Origin of the sequence: Pedobacter sp. HMWF019 (assembly GCF_003061025.1) — a bacterium.
GTDB lineage: Bacteria > Bacteroidota > Bacteroidia > Sphingobacteriales > Sphingobacteriaceae > Pedobacter.
In genome coordinates, this window is the sequence record NZ_QAIL01000350.1 from 1 (window position 1) to 13,298 (window position 13,298).

8 protein-coding genes are annotated in these 13,298 nt (G+C 38.9%); 6 read left to right on the top strand and 2 right to left on the bottom strand.

Translation table 11 applies throughout. The features are described from left to right. Nucleotides 1-54: 54 nt before the first annotated feature. From DBR11_RS19225 to DBR11_RS19240, 4 genes are all read left to right on the top strand, one after another. Entirely contained in the window at nucleotides 55-681 is a 627-nt protein-coding gene (locus DBR11_RS19225; RefSeq protein WP_108554251.1) for an RNA polymerase sigma factor, read from the top strand. Nucleotides 682-737: 56 nt separating this feature from the next. Further along, nucleotides 738-1,763 (top strand): FecR family protein, encoded by a 1,026-nt coding sequence (locus DBR11_RS19230; protein ID WP_108554252.1) that lies wholly within the window; start codon nucleotides 738-740, stop codon nucleotides 1,761-1,763. A gap of 71 nt (nucleotides 1,764-1,834) precedes the next feature. Continuing rightward, entirely contained in the window at nucleotides 1,835-4,951 is a 3,117-nt protein-coding gene (locus DBR11_RS19235; protein ID WP_108554253.1) for a SusC/RagA family TonB-linked outer membrane protein, read from the top strand. Nucleotides 4,952-4,954: 3 nt separating this feature from the next. Beyond that, nucleotides 4,955-6,556, top strand: a complete 1,602-nt coding sequence (locus DBR11_RS19240) for a SusD/RagB family nutrient-binding outer membrane lipoprotein (protein WP_108554254.1) — start codon at nucleotides 4,955-4,957, stop codon at nucleotides 6,554-6,556. Between the two features lies 1 nt (nucleotide 6,557). Here DBR11_RS19240 and DBR11_RS19245 read toward each other — a convergent pair whose 3' ends face one another. Together DBR11_RS19245 and DBR11_RS19250 are read right to left on the bottom strand one after the other, a co-directional pair. Further along, complete coding sequence (locus DBR11_RS19245) at nucleotides 6,558-7,844, bottom strand: sensor histidine kinase KdpD (RefSeq protein WP_108554255.1); 1,287 nt, start codon at nucleotides 7,842-7,844, stop codon at nucleotides 6,558-6,560. Between the two features lie 156 nt (nucleotides 7,845-8,000). Continuing rightward, a complete protein-coding gene (locus DBR11_RS19250) occupies nucleotides 8,001-10,547 on the bottom strand; it encodes a PAS domain S-box protein (RefSeq protein ID WP_108554256.1) in 2,547 nt (848 codons plus the stop codon). Nucleotides 10,548-10,847: 300 nt separating this feature from the next. On the opposite strand from DBR11_RS19250, the gene DBR11_RS19255 reads away from it, so the two are divergent. Both DBR11_RS19255 and DBR11_RS19260 read left to right on the top strand, forming a co-directional pair. Continuing rightward, a complete protein-coding gene (locus DBR11_RS19255) occupies nucleotides 10,848-11,612 on the top strand; it encodes a CHASE3 domain-containing protein (protein WP_108554257.1) in 765 nt (254 codons plus the stop codon). Nucleotides 11,613-11,920: 308 nt separating this feature from the next. Then, nucleotides 11,921-13,123, top strand: coding sequence for a DUF2252 domain-containing protein (locus DBR11_RS19260; RefSeq protein ID WP_108554258.1), 1,203 nt, complete (start codon nucleotides 11,921-11,923; stop codon nucleotides 13,121-13,123). Nucleotides 13,124-13,298 lie beyond the last annotated feature (175 nt).

Consider the following 13,298-nt stretch of genomic DNA (forward strand, 5'->3'; position numbering starts at 1 on the left):
ATGTTGGATTTATCCAAAATTTAATTCTTAATTTGCATATTATAGCCAACTAAATTGAAACCCGATTTAACAGAACTTTGGAAGAGAGTATGCGCAAATGATGACACAAAGGCATTTGAAAGTCTGTATTATGCACTGTTCAATAAGCTTATCAAGTTTTGTATTTATTATACCCGGCACCGGGAAGCAGCAGAAGAAATTGTTTCGGAGATTTTTGTTAAATGCTGGAACAACAGAAAGACTTTAACTGATATTGAATATCCGGAAACTTATCTTTTTGTAGCGGTAAAGAACCAGTCTCTCAAACACAATAAAAAATATTCCAGTATTCATTTTATTGAGATAGAAGATTCGGACGAAGCGTTACTTGTAGATATGGCAGATCCTTCTGCACTTATGGAACGAAAAGAATTACACCATCGCCTGGACCAAGCTATTGAAACATTACCTATGCAGGCTAAAATGGTATTCCGGTTGATCAAAGAAAACGGATTGAGGTATAAAGAAGTTGCGGAAATTTTGGAAATATCTCCAAGAACGGTACAAACACAGCTTTTTAGAGCTATAGCCAAATTAAGATTGCTCCTTCAATCTTACAGAAAGAACCCGCTGAAGGAAGAGTCTGGAAACAAAATAGTAAGTATCATCTTTGTTGTCTATCTAATTCATTATTTTTTTTAAATGCTGTAGGCATTTTCAGACAAAAAGGTATCTATTAACATGTACACCAGGCTCCAATGACAGAAGAAAGATTTACAGAACTATTAGGTAAAAGATTATCAGGGGAAATTACAGTTGAAGAATCAACTGAATTTGGCCGGATGATTTCCTGTAATGAGGCCTTTAAAAGGGAGTATGAGTCTTTGAAGATGTATTGGCAGCAGGATGAAAAACCTTATGACCGTATTGCGGATATCTTTGAAAAGATTAAAAGTCAGACCGATATACCTGAAAGAGAAGCCAGATCATTAGTACAATTAAAAAGAATCAGAATACAGTTTTCATGGATGCAAAAAATTGCAGCTGTTCTGTTTGTGCTGTTTGTATTTGCAGGGGCGTATAAATTTTTATTGAATAAAGATGTAAATAAGGACACAGATGCAAAGGAATGGAAGCAATTGCAAACACCAAGTGGGTTGATCTCTAAGCTTCGTTTACCGGATGGCACACAGGTTACTCTTAATTCTGAATCTGTTTTAAAATATCCTCTGGCATTTACAGGAGATATCAGGGAAGTCCATTTAACTGGAGAAGCCTATTTTGACGTAGCCAGAGATCATAAACATCCCTTCATTGTGCATACAGATAAAATGAACATACGTGTATTAGGTACCGTATTTAATGTGAAATCTTATTCCAATGACCGTTCAGAAGAAGCTACTTTATTAAGGGGCAGTATAAAAGTTACCTTTGCCGATAATCCTGGCGAAGAGGTAATGTTGAAACCAACGGATAAAATCGTTATTAAAGATTCAAATTATCATCTGGAAAAGCAGACTTATTACAACGAACAGGACAACAGGATAATGGAAACACTTTGGATGATAAATAAAGTCGCTTTTAGAGACGAATCGTTTGAATCTATTGCCAATAGTCTGTCCAGAAAATACGGTGTGAAAATCATCTTTACCAACAACAGTTTAAGAGACCTAAAATTTAGTGGTGAATTTGAAAAGGAGACGCTAGATCAGGCACTGCTTTCACTCCAAATCGTTAGTCCTTTCCATTATAAGGTAAAAGGAAACAGTGTCTACCTTTATTAAGGTTAATGTAGGGAAATTCATTTGGATTGCTGAACTTTGCTGGTATCCAAATTAACCCATAGACCTGTGCAATGAGGCGAATGAAAGTATTGATCCTAAGTGTAATCCTATTGCTTTTTACCAATGCCTATGCCCAGACAAAAGTTGATCTGAATCTTCATACCAATAACTTTGAGAAAGTGATTAATGCTATAAAAAAGCAAACCATATATCATTTTATCTATAACCAAAATAACCTGCCAAAAAAGGAAATTAAACTTAAGATTAAGGGACAGGAAACCACGCAGGTGCTAGAACATTTATTGGAAAATACAGGATTTACCTATACTTTACTTCCCAATAATTTAATTGTGATCAGTGCGGCGCATGAAGATATTAGCCGGAGCATGGCGGCCGAAACCGTGAAAGTCGATTCTAATCAGTTGGAGGAAGTTGTAATTACAGCTCTAAATATAACCAAAGAAGTAAAACGCGTAGGATACTCTGTGACCACCATCAAAGGAGAAGAATTTACAAAAGCAAGAGAGGCCAATTTCGTTTTGGCTATGGAAGGAAAAGTTGCAGGATTAAACGTGAGTGGGGTTAGTGGGGGGCCATCCTCTTCTTCGCGTTTATTGCTCCGTGGTGCGGCGAGTATGAGTGCTGGTTCGCCTTTATATGTTTTGAATGGTGTTCCTATTGACAATACACAGAGAGGAAGTGCAACAGAGTATGGAGGAGCAGATTATGGAGATGGCATCAGTAATTTAAATCCAGATGATATTCAGTCTGTAACTGTTTTGAAAGGATCGGCAGCTTCTGCATTATATGGGGCAAGGGCAGCAAATGGTGTTATATTGGTGATTACAAAAACGGGTATTAAAAATGCAACCCCTCAGATTGAGTACAACATGAACCTGTCCTTTGATCATGCATTGAATAACACCGATTATCAGTACCTCTATGGACAAGGTACCCAAAACAGAAGGCCATCAGATATGGGGAGTGCAGTTTCTACGGGACTGCTGAGCTGGGGAGAAAAAATGGATGGGAAACCGGTTATTCAGTTTAATGGTAAAACTGAACCCTATTCTCCTGTAAAGGATAATATAAAACAGTTTTATCGGACAGCACCATCCTGGGTAAATACAGTTTCAGCATCTGGAGGTACCGCAAGGTCTGCCTTCCGGATCTCAGCTTCCAATATGGACTATGCAGCTGTAATTCCAAATAGCAGTCTGAACAGAAAAACATTCAACCTAACTGCTGGTTATGATATTACCCCTAAACTCAACGTCAACTTCAGCGGGAATTACATTTATGAGATGAGTAAAAACCGATCTTATCTGAGTGATGGGCCAATGAATGCCAATTACGGAATTCAGTTCCTTGCGACCAGCGCTAGTCAATCCAGCCTCAAACCGGGTTATAATCCCATAACCGGAGTAGAAACAGCATGGAACAATGATGAGTATAAAACCAATCCATATTTTGTAATTAACAAACAGGTAGATGATACCAAAAGAAACCGTTTCATCTCCGCTACCGCAGTCAAATACAGTTTCTCTGATCGTCTTTACCTTCAGGGGAGGTTTGGCTACGACATCAGTAATGATCATCTGCTAAATGTACTACCTACCGGAACTGCTTTTACCATTAATCAGCAAGGTGCATTAAATGCGCTGAATGAGGTTCAGACATCTGAATTAAACGCAGATTTTTTAGCTGTGACACAAAGAGACCTGACGGAATACCTGAGCCTTAATTTTTCTGCAGGGGCTAATTTTAGAAAAAGAAGATCAGAGACTTTGGGGTATATCGGTGCCCAGTTTATTACGCCCTATCTATACACTCCTTCCAATTTGCAAAGCATTAATTCTACGTATACCGTTTTGGAGCTGGCGACAGAATCTGCTTATTATACAGCCGATTTATCCTTTCACAAGTACCTTAATTTTTCGCTTACCGGGAGATATGATATTTATTCTACTCTTCCTTCCAATAACCGTGGGATATTTGTACCGGGGTTCTCAGGAAGTTTTGTTTTCTCGGAACTGTTACATTTACCATGGATAGATTACGGAAAACTGCGGATGAGCTTTGCAAAAACAAGCGGAGAACCTGCCCAGCCTTATACCACACAAACGTACTATTCTTCCAATACCTCCGTAAATGGAATTCCATTAGGCGATTTTTCGCGTATTCTTCCAAACTTTAACCTGAAACCATTTGTGCTAAATGAATATGAAACGGGTTTTAATCTCGTTTTTTTTAATAGCCGTTTAGGTTTGGATTTTACTTATTTTCACCGGATCACGAATAACGAAATCACCAATGTAGAGCAATCTGTAACAACTGGTTTTAACTCTTCCTATGTGAATCTCGGAAGAACCCGCAATACAGGAGTTGAAGTCTTATTATATGGGATGCCTTTAAAGAGCAAAGATTTTAAGTGGGATGTGTCTTTTAATTTTAGCCATGTGAATAATAAATTGCTTTCTATTGACGGTTCAAGTACTTATATCCTTACCGGAAAGTACAGACCACTAAATGCAAACACTGCTATGGTACTTGGAGAATCCATCACACAAATTATGGCCTACGATTACAAAAGAGACCCGCAGGGTAATATCATTATAGATAATACCGGCATACCCATGCGTGGAGAATTTAAGCCAATGGGAGGTACGTTGCCTATCTGGTATGGAGGATGGAGTAATACTTTCCAGTATAAAAATTTTAAACTCTCCGGGCTTATCGATTTTAAATTTGGAAATAAAGTGCTTTCGGCCAGCGAGAATTATTCCTATGTATATGGTTTAAATAAGGCAACTTTGGAAGGTCGTGAAGGCGGTGTAGTTGCTAAAGGGGTTTTAGCAGATGGATCCATCAACACCATCAATGTACCAGCTTACAATTATTACCCACAGTTAGTGAGTAATATATCTGCACTTTCAGTACTCAATGGAAGCTTTATTAAATTCCGTCAATTAAGTTTTGGATATACTTTTGTACCCCGGTTTGCCAAAGCGTTTAAATCAGTTTCTATAGACTTGGTTGGCCGGAATCTGCTTACGATTTTAAAATATACACATAATATAGATCCTGAATCTCAGTTTGCTCCAAGCCTGGCTTATGCAGGTATAGAAGGCTCTTCTTTGCCAGCTGTCCGTACCTATGGAATTAATTTAAACTTTAAACTTAGATAGAAGATGAGGAGAAAATATGTTTTAACTATACTGTTTGCGGGTCTGGTATTCAGTGACTGTACAAAAAGCCAATTGGATGAAATCAACACAGACCCCACCAAATCCACTAGCAATAATTTTGATCCCAATTATTTATTATCTACAGCCCAGTTTAACTATGCCAATATCGGGTATTATCAGCTTATCTATGAAAGTATGATGATGCAGGTACTAGCCTCTACCTATAATTATTATAACAATGGAGATAAATACATCAATGCTGCAAATTTTACCGATTATCAGGGTAAAATATTTGATCAGGGGTATACACAATCCTCAACCATCCGTCAAATGCAACGGCTTGCAGTTCAAAAAGATGCAGATGCTTATACAAATCTAATCAATATAGGAGATATCATGGTGGTGTTGATTCTGCAAAGAGTAACCGATATGTATGGAGATGTACCCTACAGCCAGGCGAATAAATCTGAACAAGGAGTAAAATATCCTGTGTACGATAGGCAACAGGATATTTATAATACCATGTTATCAGAACTTGAAAATGCGATTAATAAGCTGGATCCTGCAAAACCAAAACCAACTGCTGATCTGATTTATAGAGGGGACATTAATAAATGGAAAAAATTTGGCTATTCATTAATGCTTCGGCTGGCGATGCGCTTAACAAAAGTAGATCCGGAGATGGCGCAGAAATGGGCAGAGAAGGCGAGTGCCGGTGGGACACTGGCAGATGTGACGGATAATGCTTTAGTACAAACGGATGCTTCTAATTATAATAGCCAGAATGGAACTTCCATAGCACTTCGTACGCTCTCAGATTATAGAGAAGTACGTTGGAGCAAAACATTTATAGATCAGTTAAAGAAAGATAAGGACCCCAGAATAGATGTCATCAGTGAGGTGCCTCAACCTGGATTAGCAAATAGTGTGAATGAGAACTTGGCTGGAAACAAAGATACTTCCGTTCAGATGGGGCTACCCAACGGGTACGACGTTCTTGGGGGACCGACAGACATTCGTAATTCGCCAGGCTTTCCTGGTGCTTCGGGGTCTGGATCTGATATTGCACCGCTGGGTAAATATTCCCGGCCGGTAACCTCTGTTTATTTGAAATTAGGTGGTCCCAACTTTATAATGACTTATGGGGAAACAGAATTTTTACTTGGGGAAGCGAAGCTTAGGGGCTGGAACATCACGGGCAGTACGGCAGATCATTATGCAAATGGAGTTAACGCTGCTTTTCAGTCCATGGCGCAATTAGACGTTCAGGCCACGATTGAGACTTCAAAGATCAATGCATATCTGGCCAGCCACCCTTTGGACCAAAGTTCAAAAGAGAAAGCGTTGGAGATGATCAACACCCAATATTGGCTTATTACAGGTTCTACCTTTAATTTTATAGAAAATTGGTTCAATTGGAAGAGATCAGGTTATCCGATACTGATACCTGTAAACTATCCTGGCAATGTTACAGGTGGAACAATTCCCCGGAGAATGATTTATCTCTCAACGGAGATACTGAACAATACGGTAAATTACCAGGCTGCAGTAGCGAGACTCCAGGGAGGAGATGCACTAACCGGACGGGTATGGTGGGATAAATAATTTAGATTGTGGTTTTTCTGAGACTGAATTTTATAGTTGTACCGTAACCTGGTTCACTTTCAATCCAAATATTTCCATTATTATTCTCAATGAATTCTTTACAAAAGACAAGGCCTAGTCCGGTACCTTTTTCATTTGTAGTTCCATTTGTCGAATAACGTTTTCCAAGGTCAAATAGTGAGCGTAGCACATCAGGCTCGATTCCTGTACCATGATCTTTAATCCGGATCAGAACAGTATCTGTATCCGGATATTCTACCTGAAAAATGATTTGCTGGCCAATGTAACTGAATTTAATCGCATTGCTGGTCAGATTTCTGATCACAAACGCGATTTGCTCTACATCCGCGATAGCATAAGTTGGGTCTGGTACTTCATTTATAAATGTAATCTTCTTATGCTGGGCAGGATATTGATAGAAGGCCATTACCTGTTCGATCATTGGGAAGAGATTAATTTCTTTAGCATTGGTTTCTTTATGTTGTACACGTTGTTTTCCAGAAGCCCAATGCAGCAAATTTTCTAAAGTAGTAACTGATACGTCGATACTCGAATGCAACTGATTAAAAAATGTTTTACGGTCATCCGGAGGCAAAATATCCTGTTCCAGAAGCTGCAACATGTTTTTTGTGCTGATTAAAGGAGAACGCATATCATGGCCGATAATGGAAAAAACCTGATCTTTAAACTGTATAGCATCAAGCAGCACTGCTTTTTGCTTTTCAATGAGCTGCTGCGAGTGCTGTGCTTTTCTTACCATATTAAGGCAAATCACACACACAATAACGTAAGGCATGCAGATATTAAAAGCATAAATATAATCAGCAGCAGCGGGCAGGGGGAAAAATGGGGCATTATATTTTTGGTACAGTTTAATGAAAATAAACACACCTATTACCGCGGCGATTCGGAAGAACCTGTAATTTCCACTCGAATAATAAATAGCTATACTTACAATTGTGATGATCAGATAATTTTGTTCCCCTAGTTCTGAACCAAAGCCCATGGAGGCCTCTATGATCCAGAGGGTCATTGTCACAGAAATAAAGTAAACAGACCATTTTAGTTGCAGGAAATAGCTAAGTAGGAAACCGGTCAAAAATATAGCTGTAAGGACCAACATGTTCACCAGATAAGGAAAAGAATCTCTACCTATATAAGAAAAAATTAAACCAACAAAGGCACAAATCAGGCAAATCTGATTATGAGATTTTGTTTTAGCCTCTTGTATGAAGCCGGCCTCAGGTGGTAAACCTGTATTAAAGAGGTTATTTAAAATATTTTTCACTTAATTGAATAGGGATATATAATTAACGAAAAAGAAGATAAGAAGGTTTCATTTAAGTAAATGAAATGTTACATTAAGGCAGCCTAATTTACCATCTTCTTTTTAAAGTACCTAACGTATTGTGAAATATCTATCTGTTTTTGAGCTATATAAGTGTTAATTTGTTTTGATTTCCAATGGAATTGTAAACCAAAACGTACTTCCTTTACCTAATTCGCTTTCTACACCGATTTCTCCTTCATGTCTTTTTATGATTTCGGCACTAATGTATAGTCCTAAACCAAGACCTGAAACTTGAAAGCCAGAAGAATCAGCACGATAATACCGGTCAAAAAGATGAGGAAGTTTTCCCGGCGGGACACCAGGACCATTATCTTTCACGCCGATCCATACTATGTTTTTCATTTTTCGTACAATCAGATAGATGTCTTTGGAATCTGGTGCATATTTAACGGCATTATTAACGAAATTGACTACAACCTGGTCAATACGCTGTTCGTCTGCGAAGACATTTAAGTGAAGATCTCCTTCAAAAATTAGGTCATGTTTTCCTGCTGCCCGGACATGGCTACAGCAATTTTTCAACAGATCAGCGATATTGAAACTGGATTTGTTCAATTGGATTTGCCCCTCACTCATCCGGCTTACATTCAATAGATCCTCTACCAGTTCGCTAATTTTAACCATGCTTTTGCTGGATTGTTCAATCAGTTTTGGGATCAACGGTGCGTCTGGTCTGTCTTTAAATCTTTCCAGCAACTGTAAAGATGCCTTTAAACTGGTAATAGGGGTTTTTAATTCGTGGCTGGCTATGGAAATAAAATCATCTTTTTGCTGTTGCAGGCTTTTGAATTCTGTGATGTCCAGGATAGTGCCAAGTACTCGTAGAGGTGTATGTTCTGCATCATGATATACTTTTCCGTATACTCTTATCCAGTGAATTGATCCATCTTTGTGGATCAGTCTGGTGTCGTATAATATTTTGCCACTAATATAGCCGCTCTCTCTGGTTTGTCTTACATACTCCCTGTCATCGGGATGGATAGCGGATAGAATGTCTTTTCTTGGTACAGGATGATCGAAGCCAAAAATCATGTCGAAACGATCAGAAGTAACCATTTCATCAGTGAGCAGATCATGGTCAAAGGTGCCGATCTCTGCAGCTTCTACCGCCAGGCGTATCCGCTCTTCTACATCAGCAATGTTCCGCCGGGCGATAACTTTGTCTGAAATTTCAATAGCAAGAACCATAATCGTGGTTACTTTTTCATCTGCATCTTTTACTGGTTCGTAAACAAAATCTACAAAAACAATTTCAGGAGCGCCTTTTCGAATGAGGACCAATTCGTGTTCCTTCGCATTGAACGGCATCCCGCTGCTGATCACCTCATTCATGATCGGAGCATAGTTGTCGGCGGCCTCGGGAACTGCCTGCCAGATAGTCCTGTTTTCCATATCCGACCGTTTCCTACCCACGAGTTCCAGATAAGCGTCATTCACCTCCTGTATCATCAGATCTTTTGCCCGGATAATACAGATACCGACAGGTGCCTGGCTGATCAGACTTCTAAAACGAGCTTCACTCTCAGCCAGTTGTTCCATATTTAAGTGAAGGCTGTCTTGTGAAGCAATTAATTCTTCATTGGCAGCTGCCAGTTCTTCATTTATAGCACTAAGTTCTTCATTAAGCGCTTGTTGGTCCTGCTCACTTCTTTCGAGACGTTTCCTTGCTTCCACCACCTCTGTAACATCTGTTACTGTAGCCAGGATGGCTTCTACTTTGCCTTCTGTATCAAAAAGAGGATCGTAGGAAAATTCTACGTACAAATGCTTATTGCCATCCGGAGAAACGATATTTACTTCTATTTCCGGCATAGAAATGGCTTTACCTGTAGTAAAGACATCTTGCAACAATTTTGGAAAAGGTTGGCCAATAAGTTCAGGGAATGCACTGATGAGCTCCATGTTGATCACTTCCTCGGCAGGTCGGTTCCAGATATCTAGGATATGTTGATTGGCAATTTCAATGATAAGGTCTTTTCCCCGCAACACTGTCATACCAATAGGAGTAGTCATGACCATACTGTGAAGGCGTTGCTGGCTGGCTAGTAATTCTTTCGTCCGAAAATTAACAATGTCTTCCAGTTGGTTGTTCAAAGAGGACAGGCTTTCCTGGGTTTGCATCAGCTGCTCGTTGGTAGCTGAAAGCTCTTCGTTCGAAGCAGCGAGCTCCTCATTGGCAGAGGCTAGTTCTTCATTAAGTTCCTGTTCATCCCTTAGCGCTTGATCTGTAATGTTTTTACTAACGAGTCTTTCGGCTGTCAGTATTTCATCAATATCTATGCAAGACCCAATATACCCTGCAAATTCTCCATTGATATCATAACGGGGAATTCCGGTATCCACCAACCAGCGGTAGATACCGTCATGTCTTCTTAAGCGGTATTCTATTTTAAATTCTTTCCTGGAGTCAAAGGAAGAGGAATAAATATCCATACACCTTTGTAAATCATCCGGATGCACACCCTGGGTCCATCCATTGCCATATTCCTGTTCCATAGTACGGCCAGTAAATCTGAGCCAGCCGGCATTAAAAAAGTAACACAATTTGTCTGTACCAGAGACCCAGATCAGCACCGGCGCGCTGTCGGCCATAATCTTAAATTGTTCTTCTACAGGAATTATTGGTTGGTTCGCATCCATCTCGCGGTTATAAAGCAATATGCATTAAACAAAAATGAAAAACATGACATATACTCCTTTGCCTATTCAAGCCAATAAAAGTGTCTCGCAGCATAATTTCCAAGCTCAACAAAATACAATCAAATAAAGTTTTCCGATTTTTGGAAACGCATAATTACAAATTTTTTGTTTATTATTTTTATAAATATATTTTAACAAAACAATTCATTTACTTTGAAAGTTATCAGGCGCGTGCAGCCATTCAATGTCAAACAGCATAACAAAAACAATTGATTATTTTTATTAATTTACAACTCTTTCATGACCACTAAGCTCCAACGCTCAAAACGCCGGCTTCTATTTGGATTTGGGATCTCATTGCTGATTCTGATCGGAAGTTCGATCCTTTCTTATTATAGTATTATGCAATTATTGGACAGTCAAAATTGGGTAAGTCATACGGCCCAGGTTGAATCAGGTCTTCAGAATATGGTTTCCAGGATGAAAGATGCTGAAACAGGACAACGTGGATTCCTGCTTTCTGGTGAAGATGTATTTCTGGAACCATATACAAATGCCGAGGAAGATGTAAGAATTATTCTAAATGAATTGCAGTTGTTGACTTCTGACAATCAACAGCAACAAAATGATTTTCCTTTAATGGAGAAAATGGTTAGGGAGAAATTTTCTGTTATTGAGAAAACGATTACAGACCGCAAACGTGGTATTCCACCTTCTGTAAACACTCTGTATAGAGGAAAGTCTATTATGGATTCTATCCGCGTTTTGACCAAAACGATGGTGGCCAGAGAAAAGAAACTGATGATTAACAGGGACGCAAAGATGAACATGTTTGTACGGTATACTCCAATTGTTATTGGTATTGCTGCCTTGATTTCTCTACTCATTACGCTCATTTTCTATTTTAAGATTGACAGCGAAGTAAAGGCAAGTTTTCAATTGCAGCTGGCTTTGGAAGAACAACAACGGAAAACAGAGCGGCAGATAGAAGTGATAGGCAACGTTGCAGAAAAAATTGCAGGTGGAGATTATAAAGTCCGTATTCAGGAGTCCGACCTTGAATGAGCTTTATTGTGAATACATATATTCGATCTCTCAGCAGAGGCAAAAAAAAATAAAATTTGCAAATATAAATATGGGTCGTATATTTGTACCCGAGAGCGTTAATTTAAGGGGGGAGTAGTCTTTATGATTATTCTCCCTTTCTTTTTTACAGGCAATCTTCCTGAATTTTTTACAAATTTAAAACTATTTGACACATGCAATGTTTGGTGTATAATTTACCTATTTGTTATGAGCATATGGGGTTAGCATGGGGATGTTAACCCTTTTTTATTTTAAAAACCTTTTGAAATCTGACGGGTTAGTAGCACATGAGTTTATCCGAAAGAATTATCGAATCAAATAAAGGACTTCTCAGTGAAATGGTCCAGTTGAAATACCAGGCTATGTCTGAAAATGCATTTCGGTTTTTTAGAGGTACCTGCGATTTGTTTTACCAGGATCTGGCTTTATGGAAAGCAATTCCAAAGTCACCTTTGGGCTGGATCTGCGGCGATCTTCATGTAGAGAATTTTGGGAGTTATAAGTCCGATGACGGACAAGTCTACTTTGATCTTAATGATTTTGATGAGGCCATCCTTGCTCCGGTTGTATTGGAATTGTTGAGGATGATCACCAGTATTTTTTTATGTTTCGATTTCCTGGAACTGGAAGAGGTAAAGGCTGCAAACATGGTACAGGTATTTCTAAAAAATTACTCAACAGTTTTGGTAGCCGGAAAAGCACGGGCAATTGAGCCCAGAATTGCAAAAGGCATTATTAAAACTTTTTTGGATGCAGTTTGTAAACGAAAACAGACAAGGTTATTGGACAAAAGAACAGAGGTAAAAAAAAGCAAAGTAGTACTGTCTTTAGAGGATGAAAGGCATTTTGAACTGGAAAAGGATCTGAAAGAAGCGCTCACCGCACATTTGACCGATTGGCTGAAGAACCACGATAAAAGCCCTTACAATTTCAAAGTAAAAGATGTGGTCTTTCGATTGGCAGGCACCGGAAGCGTTGGTACAAAACGCTATATGTTTTTATTGGAGAGTCTGCAGAAAAAGGGGAAGTACCTGATTGTGGATATGAAACAGTCTCAGCCCTCTGTATTGAATCCATTTGTGAAAATTAAACAACCTGAATGGTCTTGTGAAGCAGAGCGGGTGGTTTTTACGCAGGAGCTATCTCAGCATATGCCCTGTGCCTTATTAAGCTATACAATTTTTAAAGGCGATTCCTATGTAATGAAAGAAATGCAGCCCACTGAAGATAAAATTAAATTCCGACTTATCCAGGATCAGTACCGAGACATATACCAGGTGATCGATGATATGGCATTACTCACTGCATCTGCTCATATCCGGAGTTCAGGCAGGAGTGGATCAGCGATAGCAGATGAGCTGATCGAATTTGGGAAACGTACAGATTGGCAACAAATCTTAATAGACTATTCACAGGCGTATTTCAAAAAAGTAAAAAAAGACTATAAAATATTCAAAGACGGTTTTGAGTCAGGACTGTATGCTATTTAAAACCATTTAAATATCCTTATGTTATAATACAAAAACGATATAAATGAAAACGATGAGATTTTTAAACTTAGTGATAGCGAGTGTCTGTATTTTGCAGGCCTGCCACAATTCAGAAAAAGAAAAACAGTCAGGAACTATGTCTTCAGACTCTTCGGTTACTTTATCAGTTAATGGG

Bases quoted from the DNA above. Each gene is read 5' to 3' on its own strand.
- DBR11_RS19260 (WP_108554258.1), top strand. From the start codon at position 11,921: ATGAGTTTATCCGAAAGAATTATCGAATCAAATAAAGGACTTCTCAGT.
- DBR11_RS19230 (WP_108554252.1), top strand. From the start codon at position 738: ATGACAGAAGAAAGATTTACAGAACTATTAGGTAAAAGATTATCAGGG.
- DBR11_RS19250 (WP_108554256.1), bottom strand. From the start codon at position 10,547: ATGGATGCGAACCAACCAATAATTCCTGTAGAAGAACAATTTAAGATT.
- DBR11_RS19235 (WP_108554253.1), top strand. From the start codon at position 1,835: ATGAGGCGAATGAAAGTATTGATCCTAAGTGTAATCCTATTGCTTTTT.
- DBR11_RS19240 (WP_108554254.1), top strand. From the start codon at position 4,955: ATGAGGAGAAAATATGTTTTAACTATACTGTTTGCGGGTCTGGTATTC.
- DBR11_RS19255 (WP_108554257.1), top strand. From the start codon at position 10,848: ATGACCACTAAGCTCCAACGCTCAAAACGCCGGCTTCTATTTGGATTT.